Consider the following 16705-nt stretch of genomic DNA (forward strand, 5'->3'; position numbering starts at 1 on the left):
TTATGTGTTAATTTGGTTATTTGCTTAATTGTTCTAAAAAATCTTTAACTATTTTCATATCGTCAAAATCATAGCGAACACCCTGAATTTCCTGATAGGTTTCGTGTCCTTTTCCGGCGATAAGAATGATATCATTTGGATTGGCCAATTGACAAGCCGTTTTAATAGCTTGTTTTCTATCAACGATTGACAAAGTTTTTTTATGATTTTGTGGTTCTACCCCTTTTTCCATATCGGCAATGATATCAATTGGATCTTCCGTTCGCGGATTATCAGAAGTTATAATGACCTTATTGCTCATGCTACTGGCAATATGTGCCATGATTGGTCTTTTCGTTTTGTCTCTGTCGCCACCACAACCTACGACTGTGATCAGTTGTTCGTTATTTGTTCTGATATTGCTGATGGTACTCAATACATTTTCCAAAGCGTCAGGCGTATGAGCATAATCAACAATAGCAGTGATTTTTGAATTAGAAACAATAAACTGAAATCGTCCAGAAACACTTTCTAATTCTGATAGTAATCGTAATACTTCTAGTTTATCCAATCCTAGTTCAACTGCTGTTCCAAAAATTGCTACTAAATTGTAAGCATTAAAAGTCCCTATCAACTTTACCCAAACCTCATTGTCATTGATTTTTAGCAATAATCCTGATAATTGATTTTCTAAAATTTGAGCTTTATAATCCGCATAGGACTTTAAGGCATAGGTCAATTTTCGCGCAGCAGTATTTTGCAGCATAACCAATCCATTTTTATCATCAATATTGCTAAGAGCAAAAGCTGTTTTGGGTAAAAAATCGAAAAATGATTTTTTTACATCGCGGTACTCGGCAAACGTTGGATGATAATCCAAATGATCGTGTGATAAATTAGTAAAAACGCCACCTGCAAACTGAAGTGCTTCAGTTCGTTTTTGATGAATTCCATGAGAACTCACTTCCATGAAACAATATTCAATCCCAAAAGCATTCATTTCTGCGAGGTAATAATTGATAGTCAACGAATCGGGTGTGGTGTGCGTTGCTTTATACTCTACATCATCAACCATTATTTTCACCGTAGACAACAATCCCACTTTATAGCCCGCTTTTTTAAATAATTGGTACAAAAGTGAAGCAATAGTTGTTTTTCCATTTGTTCCGGTAATTCCAACTAATTTTAGATTTTGAGATGGATTTCCATAAAAATTAGCAGCTAAATAGGCCAATGCTGAGTTGGTATCTTTGACCTGGATATAAGTTATTCCGCTAACAATTATTTCGGGAAAAGTATCGCAAACTATTACAGTAGCTCCAAGATTTATAGCTGTTTCAATAAAGTCGTGCCCATTGGAAACAGTGCCGCGAATAGCTACAAAAACATCGTTGTCTTGAATTTTACGCGAGTCAAAATCAATTTTATTAATTTCAATTTCGGTCGAGCCTTTTACAGCATCAATAGCTACTTTATATAATATGTCTTTAAGGATAATCACGATAATTCTAGTATAATTGTTTTGCTTTTATCTAAGGCTTGTCCTGCGGCAATCGATTGTTTTTTTACTTTACCAACGCCAATGACTTTTACTTTTACTTTCAAATTTTCCAAAAGTGCTACTGCATCCATTCCTGCCATTCCTTTTAAATTTGGAACGACTTTTAACTCTGATTGTGAGTTAGCATAAAAGGCATTGAATGATTTCTCTTGCGCATTAATTTTTTTATTGAGATTTTTAATTTCATTAGTCGAAGGCGAGTCGGTAAATATTTTTTGGGCAATACGTTTGAAAACAGGTCCAGCAACATCAGCGCCATAATAATTATTTCCAGATGTATTAGGCTTGTGAACTACAACTATGCACGAATATTTTGGCGTATCAGCAGGAAAATATCCAACAAATGATGAAATATAGTGCTTATCTGCACCGCCATTTTTGCCGTAATTAGCTTGAGCCGTTCCTGTTTTTCCGGCCATAGAAAAATCTTTAGAATACAACTTTGACGCTGTTCCTCGTTTGACAACATTTTCTAAAATTGCTTTAAGTTTTTTATTAGTTTCTGCTGAACAAATCTTAGGATTGATAACTTCCTTGTTGTACTTTTTTACGATTCTATTCCACTCTTTTATTTCGGAAACAAATTGTGGTTTCACCATTTCACCATTATTGGCAACAGCATTATATAAGGTCAATGTTTGCAATGGTGTTATCGAAACGCCGTAACCAAACGCCATCCATGGTAACGAAATAGCACTCCAATTTTTATCTTCAGGTTGCGGAATATACGGCTGTCCTTCTCCTTTAAAGGGCAATCCCAGTGGCTTATTCAGTCCCATTCTGTCAATTCTATCTACAAACTCCGTTGGATTATTTTTATAATTTTCATAAACTGCTTGAACCAAAACAGTATTTGAAGATACCTCAAAACCTTTGGCTAACGAAATTCTACCATAACCGCCTTCTTTGGAGTCTCTAACTTTTTTTCCTCTGTAATCAATAACGCCGCCATTACTGTCATACACTTTGCTTGTATCTACTTTATTGTCGTCGAGTAATGCAATCATGTCGACTAATTTGAAAGTAGATCCTGGTTCATGCGACTCTTTAATTGCGTAGTTTTCGGTTTCAAAATAAGTGGTATCGGTTGCTTTCAATTTACCAAGGTTGGAAATTGCTTTAATTTTTCCTGTTTTGGTTTCCATCACAACAACACAGCCGTGGTCTGCTTTAAATTCTTTGAGTTGTTTTAACAAAGCATGATGCGCAATGTCTTGAATGTAAACATCAATTGTTGAAATCACGTCATAGCCGTCTTGTGGTTCCACTTCATTGATATCGCGAATAGGCTTCCATTGTCCTTTGGCGATTTTTTGTTTCAGCACTTTACCATCTTTACCGTTCAAATATTTTCTAAACGACCATTCAATTCCTTTTCCGTCTAATTCGCCATCTGGTTTCACACGCTCGTAACCAATAGTTCTCTCCGCAATTTTTCCAATTGGATGTTCTCTTACTGTCTTTTGCTCCACAATAATTCCGCCTTTATTTGCACCTAAATTAAAAAGCGGGAAACTTTTAATTTTGATGTATTGCGTGTAACTTAAATCACGAGCTATTAGTAAATATCTGTTTTTGTTGGTTCTGGCAATGTTTAGTTGCGAATGATAAAAAGAATAGGGTTTTCCTAAGAGTTTTGATAACGAGTCGGCTAATGGTTTTACATTTTTTTCAAAAGCCTCATTTTTAGGAGCAACAGCATCAAATCGGATATTATAATTTGGGATTGATGTAGCTAACAAACTGCCATCCGCTGAATAAATATTTCCTTTATTGGCAGGAATCAAAAAACTCTTAACCGTTTCTTTTTTGGCCAACTCACGAAGTCTTGGTCCTTCTACTATTTGAATTTTTGACAGCTTAAAAGCAATAGCCACAGCCATTATAAAGATGCAAAATGCAACTAGATAAATTCTGTTCGAGATATGTTTATCGTCTACTGCCATATTTTTTGAAAAAATGATTTTTCTATAGGTTTTTTTACTTTTATTTTCTTCGGTGGTGTTTGTGAAGGCACTATTTGTCTCTTCTTCATTTTCTCCGAAACGGTTGACTCCATTTTTAATTTCATCAACTCTGACCGCTTGTCCACAAATTCTGAACGTAATTCTTTAACTTCCCCTGTCAATTCAGCTATTCGAAAAACTTTTTGTTCAAAAGTGTGTGTATTGGCAATCATCAAAATGGCAAGAATTATTACAAAAACTATAAACTGCCAATTTTTTGATGCATCTTCATTTACTAAAAATCGAGCTTTTAAAATGCTATAAACTCCTTTTTTCATAGTTTCTCGGCAATTCTTAACTTGGCGCTTCTGGCTCTATTGTTACTCTTAATTTCAACTTCATCTGGAACTATTAATTTGCCAACTAATTTGAAAGGCACAGTAAAATTTCCAAAAAAATCACGCTCTGGTTCCCCTTCAAATAGACCATTTTTCATAAAACGTTTTACCAACCTGTCTTCTAAAGAATGATAAGAAATAACACTTAATCTTCCTTCTGGCTTTAATATTTCGAGAGACTGTTCTAAAAATTCCTTTAAAACATCCATCTCTTGGTTTACTTCTATTCGAATGGCTTGATAGATTTGAGCTAATATTTTATTCTTAAATTGTTCAGGCAAAAACTTAGTCAAAACCGTTTTCAATTCTTCAGTTGTACTGATGGTTTTCTTTTCTCTAGCTTCTATAATTGTTCTCGCTAAAGCTGGAGCCACTTTCAACTCACCATAATCGAGAAACACTCTTTTTAAATTGGCTTCATCATATTCATTAATCACTTTGAAAGCGTCCAAATCATTTTTCTTACTCATTCTCATGTCTAAATCGGCATCAAATCGCGTAGAAAAACCTCTTTCTGGAACATCAAATTGGTGTGATGAAACCCCTAAATCAGCCAAAATTCCGTCAACAGTTTTTATACCGTGAAACCTCAAAAACCGCTTGATGTATCTGAAATTTTCTTCGATTAATGTAAATCTTTCATCTTTCAAAGTATTTTCCCAAGCATCTTCATCTTGATCAAAACCAAATAATTTTCCATTTGGACCTAATCTTTTTAAAATTTCTTTGGAATGACCACCGCCACCAAAAGTCACATCAACATAAACTCCGTCGGGTTTAATATTTAATCCGTCAACGGTTTGTTTTAGCAAAACAGGGCTATGATACTCCATCGTTGTCATCATTACTATTTCCCATTACATCTTCGGCTAAATCTGCAAAGTCAATATCATCGCCTGCAATCGATTTTTCATACAAATCTTTATCCCATATTTCAACAATGTTTACTGCAGACGAAAGAACTATGTCTTTTGAAATATGACTAAAAACAACCAAATCTTTCGGAATTAACAATCTTCCTAAATCATCCACTTCAACAACCTTTACACCAGCTGTAAATCGACGAATAAAATCATTATTCTTTTTCACAAAACGATTGAGTTTATTGATTTTTTGCATCATCAAATTCCACTCCGTCATAGGATATAACTCTAAACAAGGTTGAAAAACGGAACGCTTCAAGACAAAGCCATCTTGAATCGAATTAGCAAGTTGCTTTTTTAAAGCCGATGGAATCAGTAGCCTTCCTTTGACGTCAACTTTACATTCATATGTTCCAACTATGGAGTTCAATTGTTTTTTGGTATTGGTTAGTAGCAAAAATATAAAAATATTTACCACAAAATACCACTTAATACCACTTTGTTAATAAGTTTTACCACTTTATCACATTTTAGTGGCGAAACCGAAAGAAAACAATCGAAATAATTGTTTCACATCCATTAAGAAATGTTGATTACTATATTTTGCTATTCAATAAAAAGTTACTTTTTGGTGGTATTATAACTTAGCTTCAAGTGTTTAAGCAACTTGAAAGCAATTTGTACATATTTTTCTGAACGCTTACAATACCCGAACAAAAGGCAAATTGTAGGCAATTATTTTAAATTAAAACAACAACCAAAAATGATTTTTAGGTATAAAATCATATATTTGCTTCCGATGTAAAAGTCAAAAAACATATGGAATCAAATTTTAAAAAAGAAGGACGATACTCTTATTATGAAGCGGGCGAAGGAACGCCAATTCTTGTCTTACACGGTTTGATGGGAGGATTAAGCAATTTTAATGACGTTGCCGAGTATTTTTCGGCAAATGGTTACAAAGTTATTATTCCTGAACTACCTCTTTACTCACAAAATATTCTGAAAACCAATGTCAAAGCTTTTGCAAAATATGTTAAAGATTTTATCACCTTTAAAGGGTTTGACCGAGTGATATTGCTGGGCAATTCACTAGGTGGTCATATTGCTTTATATCATTCAAAAATGTATCCCGAAAAAGTAGCTGGACTTGTAATCACTGGAAGTTCAGGCCTTTATGAAAGCGCTATGGGTGATAGTTATCCAAAAAGAGGCGACTATGAATACATCAAGAAAAAAACGCAAGTTGTTTTTTATGACCCAAATGTGGCGACGAAAGAAATGGTAGATGAAGTTTTTTCGATTGTAAATGACCGTATTAAAGTCATTAAAACGTTAACAATAGCGAAAAGTGCTATTCGTCATAACATGGCCAAAGATTTACCAAAAATGCATGTAAAAACATGTATTATTTGGGGCAAAAACGACCAGGTAACGCCACCAGAAGTAGCCGAAGAATTTCACAAATTGATGCCTAATTCTTCTTTGTATTGGATAGACAAATGTGGACATGCAGCTATGATGGAACATCCGGCTGAATTTAATAGGTTGTTGCACGAATGGCTTAAAGAAGTACATTTATTAACAAAGTCCTTCTAGGACTTTTTATTTTTAAGAAATCCATGAAAATTGATTCAGCCGAATTTATTATCAGCAATTCAGATGTTAGTAAATGCCCATTGGAGCGTTTACCAGAATATGCGTTTATTGGTCGTTCCAATGTTGGAAAATCATCACTAATTAACATGTTGACCAATCATAAAAATTTGGCTAAAACTTCCGGAAAACCTGGAAAAACGCAACTAATTAATCATTTTAAAATTAATTCCAACTGGTTTCTCGTTGATTTACCTGGTTATGGTTATGCTCGAGTTTCCAAAAAAACAAAAGAAATATTTCAGGATTTTATAACTGATTATTTTGAGAAAAGAGAACAATTGGTTTGTGCCTTTGTACTTATAGATATTCGCCTTGAAGCGCAAAAAATTGACCTAGAGTTTATCGAATATTTAGGAGAAACTGAAGTCCCTTTTTGTATTATTTTTACTAAAGCTGATAAAATTAGTAGAGGAAAAGTGGACGCTCATGTTGCAGCTTACCGAAAAGCTTTATTGGCTAATAACTGGGAAGAAATGCCACAATATTTTGTAACCTCAGCCACAGAAGGTACAGGAAAAGATACCGTTTTAGACTTTATTGACCTCATTAACGAAGAAGTTTTTAAAGATTTAAACCAGTTTTAGAATGAAAAAAACAACGCTATTGTTGCTATTATCTTCCTTGTTATTTTCATGTAATTTACCGAGCTACGTTTTTACAGACAATGCAGTGGCAACTGGATTGGATTTTAGAGAAGGCAAATGGCTTTTAAATGAAATTGTAGATCCAACAACTTCTCGCAGTACTGCCAAAAATCTCGTAGTAAAAAAACTGAAAGATAGACTGGGTAACAGATTGATTTATAGTAATGATAGTAACAGCTTATTGCTCCCAAAAAATATAAAATCCAATCCCACGAAGGAAATTTTAAAAGATTTAAAGAAAGGCAGTGGCGTTGATTTTTTTATCAATGTAAAAATTAATGTGATAAGCAATTCGTTGTCAGACATTAATTTGACTAATCATCGATTTAATGAAAATTTATCAAAATCGGTGGAAGTACTATTTGAAGTTTATGATTTAAACATGCCCAATATTATTTATTCTAAAAAAGTACTTGGAAGAGTTAGTATTGCAGAAAATAATAACAGTGATGTCAATTTTAGTGCCTCAACTACAAAATTAGTACTTGGATGTCTAAATAAAATTTTACGAGACATCGAAAAAAAATCGATAAAGTAATTTTTTACTTTTTCAACTCCAGTTTTTCTGCAAAATAATCACAAAAATCCTTCATCGTATTAGCCATTTTTTCATCGGCAGTCGCACGTTGAAACGTATCAGCCATAGCTACTAGGGTTTGATGAAAAAACAGCTTCATTTCGTCTACAGGCATATCTTTTGTCCATAAATCTATACGTAATGTTTCTTGGGCATTGCTATCCCAAATAGAAAGCATCATAGCCTTAGCTTCTTCTGCTTCAACTCCGCCATCTTGTGCTGTCCAAGTTAGTTTTTCGGGAACACGATTGGCGTCTAATTCGATATTGAACTTGATTTCGGATTTTATAATTTCACTCATGATTTCTTTGGTTTGTATTTTGATCTTTCAAATAATTGTTTTGCATCCATTTTAAGCATATCCTGCAAACTTACTTCATTGTTATTCATAAACGAACGAACAATTTGCCAACCTACCCATTGCCCAACTCTTCCAGGAGATTCGTTATCTATTTCGAGGTAGAACTTAGAAAATGGGGCTAAATTTATAAAGCGATTTGCCAATCTTGAGTCGGATTCGAAAAGCAGATTTTCATCAATAAAAAACCGCCACATATAACTTTCGTTTTCTACGCACCACGTAATTTGCTCAGGTTGGTAGCCAATTTTTTCTGCATCAGTATAATTAGGAATAAGAACATCTTTTAGATACAATTCTTTTCCTGCATAAATCATGTTCGACAATAAAGTATTATCGGCTGGTGGCACGGATTTTCTCAAATAAAAACTCGAAACGATATCGGGCATCATTTGTCTTTCCTCAAAATTTTGTTTCAAATATTCGGGAAATTGGTAAAATTTGTGTTGCTTGCCCAAATACAATTCTAGTGCAATAATTAATTTATCATTGGCATAAATGGCCTTGTTATTATAATCCATTTCAGCAATTACAGTATATACTTTTGGAACAACAGTTTTTGGAAAATAATACTTAATGTGTTGAAATAAATCTTCAATTTCTTGCGTTTGCTTGTTAAAATCAGGAAACTTATTTTGAACTTCTTGATATAAATCACGCCAATCTTTATTCTCCATTTTTTCAATCCAAACGCTATCTGACACACCTTCAGGAAAGAAAAAAGGGTAAATTGCCTTGAGGTTTTGTAAATCCTTAGGTTTGGTTTCAAAAAAAGCTTCGTCAAATCGTTCGACTTTAATTTCAATTGGGATTTCCTCCACTTCTTTTTCAACTTTAGATTTTTGATTGCATGAAACTAGGGAAAACGCAATCAGTATACCTAGAATATATTTTGTCATTTTAAGAAATTTATAGGAATTTATTAAAGTTTATAACCTAGCGATTTATTTACATTTGCAAATATACATTGGAGTGTTTAAAAAAAATCATAAGAAATGGCTAAAAAAAGTAACATCAAAGTAAAAGAAACAAACGATTATATTGTTTCATGGTTAAAAGAGTATGCCAAAAATGCTAAAGTCAATGGTTTTGTCATTGGTATTTCGGGTGGTATTGACTCTGCTGTAACCTCAACACTATGTGCACAAACGGGATTAACTACTCTGTGTGTTGAAATGCCAATTCATCAACATGCTAGTCAAGTTTCTCGCGGGCGAGAACACATTGCGCAATTAAAAAAACGTTTTTCTAATGTAAAAAGTGTTGAAAGTGATTTGACTTCGGTTTTTGAAACTTTTCAAAAAGTTGTACTTAGTATAGAAGATGATAAAAAAGTTGATTTGTCTTTAGCTAACACAAGAGCACGATTACGAATGACCACATTATATTATTATGCAGGAATTTATGGATTGTTGGTGGCAGGTACAGGAAACAAAGTGGAGGACTTTGGTGTAGGTTTTTATACAAAATATGGTGATGGTGGTGTTGATTTAAGTCCAATTGCTGACTTAATGAAGAGCGATGTTTATGCTTTAGGAGAATTTTTAGAAATTCCAGTTTCAATTCAAAATGCAGCTCCAACAGATGGTCTCTTTGGGGACTCAAGAACAGATGAAGAACAGCTTGGCGCAAGCTATGACGAGTTGGAATGGGCAATGACTGTATCTGAAAGTAATAGTAGTCATGATCGTTTTTCGGAAAGAGAAAGAAAAGTTTTTGAAATTTACTCCTATCTAAATGCAGTAAATCAACATAAAATAAAACCAATTCCAGTTTGCGAAATTCCAGAATTTTATAAAAAAATTTGATTAATGTTAAAATATTACTAAAATGTTCTTAACTTTACATCATATATCTATTAATTTTTATCAAAAACCACTAATATGATAAATGTATGTGTAGCAGACAACTTTCCAGTTGTTCATTTTGGAATAAAAGCGTATTTTAAAGATCATCACGAGATTAGTATTGCTTCAAACGTTGGGAATTTTTTCATGGTGCCTGATGCGCTAAGAAACAAAGAAATTGACGTTTTAGTTATTGATTTAGAACTTGACGGTCTGAAAAGTATCTATGAACTAAAATCAATTATTAAGAATTTCCCGAAAACAAAGGTAATTGTTTTTAGCGCCTTATCAGAACATGTTTATGCCCCAAACGCTATTAAAGCTGGATGCGCTGGATATGTTCATAAGACTTCTAAACTCGAAAATTTGGGAATTACAATTGTCAAAGTAAGTCAAGGACAAATCATCCTAAATGATGAAATCAAAAAAAGTTTAGCTTTAATTGCTAAACAAAACAAATCGGAACGTTTGTACAGAAAACTTTCAAATAGAGAAATTGAAGTACTGCGTTTTCTAAGCGATGGAAAGAAAAATAATGAGATTGCAAAAATTTTAAATCTTAACGAAAAAACAATTAGTACTTACAAACTTAGGCTTTTAACAAAGCTTAACGTAACAAATCTTGTTGATTTAGTTAATAAGGCAAGAACTTTAGAAATCGTTTAAATGTTAAAAACCTCGTCCTGCTTCTTCGAGACGAGGTTTTTTTATAAGTATGTAGATCGTATTCTTCCTATTTTATTAGTTAAGTTCACTTTCAATTTGTTATAATCATTGATAGTAGACATTAGTTCTTCAAGGGAATTTTCATTTTCTTTATCAAAACTGTTCATCATATCCATGATTAGCTTGTTTATGAGATATTCCCTCAATGACACTATTGTTTCAGAAACATATTGACTTACATTTTGCGTTTTTGTTTTTACATAAATATGTTTGACTTCCCAATTATGCAATAACTCTTTTTCTTCAGACATTAAGATATCAGTGACTAACTGGGAATGTTCTGGTGTCAATTTCATTAAATAATGTTCGATATTAAAACTTTCGTTTTGGTTGTAATAGTCAATTAAATCATTGTAAATATCTTTAAAAAAAGGATTAGCTAATTCTACTTCATCTTCTTGTAAACTTAAATAAATTCGTTCAAAAACTTTTACTTTTTTCACTTCCTTTTCTTCAATCATTTCTCCTTCATCATTGGATTTTAATATATAGTCTTCAAAATCAGCCTCTAAACTTCCGTACAACAAAAGCATCTCAATTATTTTTCTTTCGAGTTCATAAATAATATTGACGCTATCTGGTGAAACTTGCGTATCATTTTTTACAATTTCGAGCGAATTACTATTGCTGATTGACGCTTCTTGATTTTTAAGTTTTTTTCCAGCTTCTGCAATGTCTTTTTGAACTAGCTGAGCTAAAGTATTTTGTAAAACTTGCTCGGAAATATCCATGATGCGCGAACATTCTTGAATATATACTTCCCTTTTTATTCTGTCTGGAATTTTGGAAATACTTACAACCATATCCCTAATTAAATCGGCCTTTTTAATTGGGTCGTTTTGCGCTTCGTTCATTAAAAGAGACGCTTTAAACTGAATGAAATCTTTAGCATTATTTTCTAAATAATGTACTAAATCATCATAAGAATTTTTTCGCGCAAAACTATCGGGATCATCTCCATCAGGAAATGTACACACTTTTACATTCATTCCTTCTTCGAGAATCAAATCAATTCCCCGAATAGAAGCACGAAGTCCCGCAGCATCGCCATCAAAAAGAACAGTAATATTTTTGGTCAAACGATTAATCAATCGAATTTGGTCAGGAGTTAAAGCTGTTCCCGATGAAGCGACAACATTTTCAATTCCGGCTTGATGCATTTGAATCACATCAGTATAGCCTTCAACTAAATAACAATTGTTCTGTTTAGCAATGGCTTGTTTGGCATGAAAAATACCATATAAAACCTTACTTTTATAGTAAATTTCGCTCTCGGGTGAATTGAGATATTTGGCAGCTTTTTTATCATTGGTTAAAATTCGTCCTCCAAAACCTAGATTTCTTCCCGATAGACTCTGAATAGGAAACATAACTCGTCCTTTAAAACGATCAAAGTGTTTGCCGTCTTCGCGAACAATGGTCAAACCTACTTTTTCGAGATAATTTAACTGATATCCTTTTGACAAGGCTTCTTTTGTAAAAGCGTCCCAAGTTTCGGGTGAATAACCCAAACCAAATTTAGCAATAGTATCTGTTGTAAATCCTCTTTCTTTGAAATAAGTTAGGCCAACAGCTTTACCTTCTTCTGAATTTAAAAGTATATCCTGAAAATAGGATTTAGCAAATTCTGAAACCAGATACATACTTTCTTTTTCATTAGCTTCTACCTTATCTTCAATAGAAACTTCGGTTTCTTCTATTTCGATGTTGTACTTTTTTGCTAAATAGCGAATGGCTTCTGGATAGGTAAAATGTTCGTGTTCCATCAAAAAAGTGACAACACTTCCGCCTTTTCCTGAACTAAAATCTTTCCAAATTTGCTTCACCGGAGACACCATAAAAGATGGCGAACGTTCATCAGAAAATGGACTCAAACCTTTATAATTACTTCCTGCACGCTTGAGTTGGACAAAATCGCCAATGACTTCCTCTACGCGAGCAGTTTCAAAAACTTTATCTATGGTTTCGCGAGTAATCACAATATTGGTTTTGGGTATAAAGTTACAAAGTTTTTCTCAGTAAAAAACCCTGTCAGAGTTTCAAACTCTGACAGGGTTAACAACTAACCGAACTAAATTAATTAAAGTCGAAACGAACACCAAGTGAAATGTTGTTTTGCTTTACTGCATTATCCTGAAACATCGGATTTAAATCATATTTTATATACAAACTGGTTTCTTTATATCCAATGTAAGTGCTGACTCCATAAATAAAATCATTCACATTGAAATCGCCTTTTTCTTTTGTTGAAATATCATTTCCGTCAATTTCATAACGCAACTTTTGTTTCGATTTTACCCGCAAACCTGCGTAACCACCAATTCCTAAACGAAAACTTCTGTGTGTTTTGAATATATTTTTCCCGGTATCGTCGATTTTTTTCTTAGTAAAATCAAATTCGAGATGCACTGGCGCAGTTATAAACACGTTTCTTAATCGTGATTCTTCAAGATTAATAGCGCTAGTTTCAAGAATAGTTTGATTTCCATTTGTCACAAATAATCTATTATCAGTTGGACGAAGATTATTGTACATCACTGAAAAACCATATTTAAAATGCAATAAATTATCATTTTTAAAAACTCGAGTGTTGGATGTAAAACCCCATTCGTAGAAATGTGAACCCCAATATCTGTAGTCAGAATTGGCTACACTTTCATTGGTAACCAAATTGTTAAGTCCAGCTGCAAAAACAAACTGCGATGTAGTTCTTCGTTCACCTCCAGTTTTTTTCTTAGCGAACGATTTTTTCATTCCTTTTAAGTCAATATAGATACTATCCGTAATAGTGAAAGTAGTTTCATCTATTTTGCCATCCACTTTTTGTTGTACCAAATCTTCTAATTTAGATTGCTCAACAGCAACACGTGTTTCAATATTTTTAGAACGTGTGTCAGCAAATACTAATTTCTTTGCGTCAGCTTGTTCTTTTGTAATTGTTCCTGCTTCCAACTCTTTATTAATAGCTTCGATTTCTAGTTTTAAAGCTGCTTTTTCTTCTTTGGTAATACTTTCGATTTTATCTGCAATAGCTTTTGCTTGCGACTCAAAAGATGGTTGTATTTTTTCGACTTTAAAAGGTTTTTCTTGTGCCACTAATTGAGTTGCTACTAGTGAAAATGCCATGGCGATGTACATAGTAAAATTTTTCATGTGTTTTTGATTTAAATTTGATTAATGATTGAAACTCTATTATTGATTATTTCTATTGGCCAAAGCCACTTTAACTTCTTGATAATTCTTGTTTATTTTTGATAAAACTTTTTCTCTAAAACTTTGCTCTACTTCCCCATCAACCTCCGAAAGTAGGCTTTTTACATCCACCTTGATAGCTACTTGTTTATCGGACTTCTTTTTTACTGGGTATTTTAAATTAGCTACCAAAAAATCATCGAGCACTACACTTTCTTCTTTAAAGGTTATAGTTGTTTTTGTATCAACAACTTTTGGTATGTCTTTTTGAGCAACGTTTTGATGAAGTAAATACTCAATTTCTTTATCACGATTGATAGCTGGATTTTTTGCTTGCGGGTTGCGAATTATAAGCTGCGAGTTGCGGGTTGCGGGTTGTGCATTTTTTGAAATAACAACAACTTGCTTTGATGCACTTACTTTCGCAGGTACTTGAATTGACGTTTCGTTATTAGAATTTGAATTTTTTGTTGTTGAATCCACTTTTGTTTCAGTTTCCACAACCGTATTATTGAGTTCTATTTCACTTCCTTTTTGATTGAACAAAAACAGACCAAGTGTTACTAAAACCAATACGCTGGCAGCAATTCCAATATATGTAAAAGAGAAAAAAGAACGCTTTGTTTTTTTTTCTTCGGCAACGGTTAGCATGGCATCCAATCGATCCCAAGCTTGATTAGAAGGCTGAATTTCTCTCGAATTCAACTTTTCTCTGATTTGATTTTCTATATTATTCGGTTCCATTTTAATTCGTTTTTAATATTGTTTTTTTTTGTCTCATTGAATTCGCTAAGCAAATAATTCATTATAGATTCCTTTTCGATACGCTCATTTCATAATTTTTTAATTTTAAAACATTGTCCTGAAGCATTTTTCGAGCATGAGACAATTGTGATTTTGAAGTTCCTTCACTTATTCCCAGCATCGAAGCAATTTCCTGATGCTTATAACCTTCTATACAATAAAGATTAAAAACCATTTTGTAACCATCGGGCAAATTGTCTATCAAAAACTGAATGTCTTCAACTGAAAACTGGCTTTCTATATTGTTTGCTTTTTCCTCAACAAAGTTTTCGTCTTCTAGAAACTTTACTTTCTTTTGAACTCTGATGAATGAAATGCATTCGTTAATCATTATTCGTCTAATCCAACCTTCAAAACTTCCTTCGTGTTTGAAATGGTGCAAATTGGTAAACACTTTCATAAAAGCAGTTATCATTATATCTTCCGCCTGATGGACATCTTTAATATATTGACGGCAAACGCTTAGCATTTTTGGAGCATATTTAGAATAAATCTGATGTTGTGCATGACGATTATTTTCGACAGCCATTTCGATTACTTCCTTTTCCTCTTTATGTAAGTTGATTACTTTCATTTAAAATTTCAAATTCAATTTCAAATCTCAAAATTCAATTTTAAAAATATGACATTGAAATTGTCGTTGATTTTTGATATTGGTTAAGACTTCTATTAGCATAGACGACTGTCGATGGAAAATGGTTGCATGACACAATTAAAAATTTTGAATTAAAGTTAAAAAATAATTCAAATCACTAATTATCAGTGTGTTTTTTATTTAAAAAAATTGAGATTTCTACGGAATTACCAACTGTAAAGAAAAGTATTAAATTTAACTTGAATTAGGAGATTCCTACGGAATGACAAAGTTTACGTTAAACTATTGCAATTGAAATTGACTTTTGAAGTTGATTTTCTATTTTTTTCTATCGATAACATAGTTAACCATTAAAATCAGACTTTCTTTATAGGTAGAATTTGGAAAATCTTGAAGTAATGAGAGTGCTTCTTGTTGGAATTGTGCCATTTTTTGTTCAGCATATGTTAGTCCGTTTTTGTCTTTTACAAATTGGATTACTTCTTTTACGCGTTTTTTATCTTTGTTGTGATTTTTAATAGAATTGATGCACCAACTTTTTTCTTTTGGTGAACAATTATTTAACGCATAAATCAATGGCAATGTCATTTTTTGTTCTTTGATGTCAATTCCGGTTGGTTTCCCAATGGCATCATCGGTGTAATCAAAAAGGTCGTCTTTAATTTGAAAAGCCATTCCGATGAGTTCACCAAAAAGTCTCATTTTTTCTACTAAAATTGCATCTTCGGAAACTGATTTTGCTCCAAGCGCACAGCACGAGGCAATTAAAGTGGCTGTTTTTTTCCGGATAATTTCATAATAAACATCTTCAATTATGTCTAATCTTCGTGCCTTTTCTATTTGAAGTAATTCGCCTTCACTCATTTCGCGAACGGCTACGGATATTATTTGAAGTAAGTCGAAATCGCCGTTGTCAATGGAAAGCAATAATCCTTTTGACAATAAATAATCACCAACTAAAACGGCAATTTTATTTTTCCACAACGCATTAATAGAGAAAAATCCGCGACGCCGATTACTATCATCCACAACATCATCGTGAACCAATGTTGCTGTGTGAATAAGTTCGATTACACTTGCTCCACGATAGGTTCGTTCGTTTACTTGATCAGAATCAGAGAGCATTTTGGCAACCAAAAAAACAAACATCGGTCGCATTTGTTTTCCTTTTCGGTTAACGATATAATAGGTAATTCTGTTTAACAATGCCACTTTTGAGGACATTGACTCAAAGAACTTTTTCTCGAAAAGTTCCATTTCCTCTTGAATGGGTTGTTTTATTTGGGCGGTGATGTTCATTTACGAATACAAAAATAGGAGTTTTGCTCGAAGTAGCGTCAGTGTTATAATAATCTTAACGGTATTCTAGTTCTAATTTCTAGATATACTTTGTATTTGTCACCAAGTCGCAAAGAAAATTATATTAGATACTAAATTTATCCAATACAGAAACTGAATTAGCCCTGATTATCTCACTTTATTAATAATTTTCATAGGAGTTCGATGAATTTCATTTGCAATGAAAATCCTTTTATGAATTGCGACGGGTTTAAACG

17 protein-coding genes are annotated in these 16705 nt (G+C 33.0%); 5 read left to right on the plus strand and 12 right to left on the minus strand.

The annotated features are described in order from the left end of the window. Positions 1-16: 16 nt before the first annotated feature. Genes WFZ85_RS01650 through WFZ85_RS01670 form a run of 5 tightly spaced genes read right to left on the minus strand, consistent with a single transcriptional unit; the run spans position 17 to position 5177 of the window. Positions 17-1480: a UDP-N-acetylmuramoyl-L-alanyl-D-glutamate--2,6-diaminopimelate ligase gene (locus tag WFZ85_RS01650; protein ID WP_342694539.1), complete on the minus strand. Its 1464-nt coding sequence runs from the start codon at positions 1478-1480 to the stop codon at positions 17-19. After that, complete coding sequence (locus WFZ85_RS01655) at positions 1477-3486, minus strand: penicillin-binding protein (RefSeq protein ID WP_342694540.1); 2010 nt, start codon at positions 3484-3486, stop codon at positions 1477-1479. Before WFZ85_RS01655 ends, WFZ85_RS01650 begins: the two co-directional genes overlap by 4 nt. Beyond that, positions 3477-3824, minus strand: coding sequence for an FtsL-like putative cell division protein (locus tag WFZ85_RS01660; RefSeq protein WP_342694541.1), 348 nt, complete (start codon positions 3822-3824; stop codon positions 3477-3479). The genes WFZ85_RS01655 and WFZ85_RS01660 overlap by 10 nt, the downstream gene beginning before the upstream one ends. Further along, entirely contained in the window at positions 3821-4729 is a 909-nt protein-coding gene (rsmH, locus tag WFZ85_RS01665) for a 16S rRNA (cytosine(1402)-N(4))-methyltransferase RsmH (RefSeq protein ID WP_342694542.1), read from the minus strand. Before rsmH ends, WFZ85_RS01660 begins: the two co-directional genes overlap by 4 nt. Further along, the gene (locus WFZ85_RS01670; protein WP_342694543.1) at positions 4704-5177 is read right to left on the minus strand and encodes a division/cell wall cluster transcriptional repressor MraZ; all 474 of its coding nucleotides are present in this window, start codon (positions 5175-5177) and stop codon (positions 4704-4706) included. The genes rsmH and WFZ85_RS01670 overlap by 26 nt, the downstream gene beginning before the upstream one ends. 389 nt (positions 5178-5566) lie before the next feature. On the opposite strand from WFZ85_RS01670, the gene WFZ85_RS01675 reads away from it, so the two are divergent. From WFZ85_RS01675 to WFZ85_RS01685, 3 genes are read left to right on the plus strand one after another with little or no spacing between them, the layout of a single operon-like run. Further along, the gene (locus WFZ85_RS01675) at positions 5567-6346 is read left to right on the plus strand and encodes an alpha/beta fold hydrolase (RefSeq protein ID WP_342694544.1); all 780 of its coding nucleotides are present in this window, start codon (positions 5567-5569) and stop codon (positions 6344-6346) included. 23 nt (positions 6347-6369) lie between these two features. Further along, entirely contained in the window at positions 6370-6990 is a 621-nt protein-coding gene (gene yihA, locus WFZ85_RS01680; protein WP_342694545.1) for a ribosome biogenesis GTP-binding protein YihA/YsxC, read from the plus strand. Position 6991: 1 nt separating this feature from the next. Further along, the gene (locus WFZ85_RS01685; protein ID WP_342694546.1) at positions 6992-7588 is read left to right on the plus strand and encodes a hypothetical protein; all 597 of its coding nucleotides are present in this window, start codon (positions 6992-6994) and stop codon (positions 7586-7588) included. A 4-nt stretch (positions 7589-7592) separates the two neighbouring features. Here WFZ85_RS01685 and gldC read toward each other — a convergent pair whose 3' ends face one another. Beyond that, a complete protein-coding gene (gldC, locus tag WFZ85_RS01690) occupies positions 7593-7928 on the minus strand; it encodes a gliding motility protein GldC (protein WP_342694547.1) in 336 nt (111 codons plus the stop codon). Beyond that, positions 7925-8884, minus strand: a complete 960-nt coding sequence (gene gldB, locus WFZ85_RS01695; RefSeq protein ID WP_342694548.1) for a gliding motility lipoprotein GldB — start codon at positions 8882-8884, stop codon at positions 7925-7927. Before gldB ends, gldC begins: the two co-directional genes overlap by 4 nt. Before the next feature lie 96 nt (positions 8885-8980). On the opposite strand from gldB, the gene nadE reads away from it, so the two are divergent. Together nadE and WFZ85_RS01705 are read left to right on the plus strand one after the other, a co-directional pair. Further along, positions 8981-9793 carry an NAD(+) synthase gene (gene nadE, locus WFZ85_RS01700; RefSeq protein WP_342694549.1) on the plus strand — a complete coding sequence of 271 codons (813 nt, stop codon included), beginning with the start codon at positions 8981-8983 and terminating at the stop codon, positions 9791-9793. Between the two features lie 75 nt (positions 9794-9868). Beyond that, the gene (locus WFZ85_RS01705; RefSeq protein ID WP_342694550.1) at positions 9869-10498 is read left to right on the plus strand and encodes a response regulator transcription factor; all 630 of its coding nucleotides are present in this window, start codon (positions 9869-9871) and stop codon (positions 10496-10498) included. 41 nt (positions 10499-10539) lie between these two features. Here WFZ85_RS01705 and dnaG read toward each other — a convergent pair whose 3' ends face one another. The 5 genes from dnaG to WFZ85_RS01730 form a co-directional block, all read right to left on the minus strand. Then, on the minus strand, positions 10540-12537 hold the full coding sequence (gene dnaG, locus WFZ85_RS01710; protein WP_342694551.1) for a DNA primase: 1998 nt from the start codon (positions 12535-12537) through the stop codon (positions 10540-10542). A gap of 97 nt (positions 12538-12634) precedes the next feature. Then, entirely contained in the window at positions 12635-13711 is a 1077-nt protein-coding gene (locus tag WFZ85_RS01715; protein ID WP_342694552.1) for a hypothetical protein, read from the minus strand. A 39-nt stretch (positions 13712-13750) separates the two neighbouring features. Beyond that, positions 13751-14494 (minus strand): hypothetical protein, encoded by a 744-nt coding sequence (locus WFZ85_RS01720; protein ID WP_342694553.1) that lies wholly within the window; start codon positions 14492-14494, stop codon positions 13751-13753. 61 nt (positions 14495-14555) lie between these two features. Beyond that, positions 14556-15128 carry an RNA polymerase sigma factor gene (locus WFZ85_RS01725; RefSeq protein ID WP_342694554.1) on the minus strand — a complete coding sequence of 191 codons (573 nt, stop codon included), beginning with the start codon at positions 15126-15128 and terminating at the stop codon, positions 14556-14558. Between the two features lie 339 nt (positions 15129-15467). After that, on the minus strand, positions 15468-16448 hold the full coding sequence (locus tag WFZ85_RS01730) for a polyprenyl synthetase family protein (RefSeq protein WP_342694555.1): 981 nt from the start codon (positions 16446-16448) through the stop codon (positions 15468-15470). Between the last annotated feature and the right edge of the window lie 257 nt (positions 16449-16705).

The organism is Flavobacterium aureirubrum (assembly GCF_038739835.1).
GTDB classification, from domain to species: Bacteria; Bacteroidota; Bacteroidia; order Flavobacteriales; family Flavobacteriaceae; genus Flavobacterium; species Flavobacterium aureirubrum.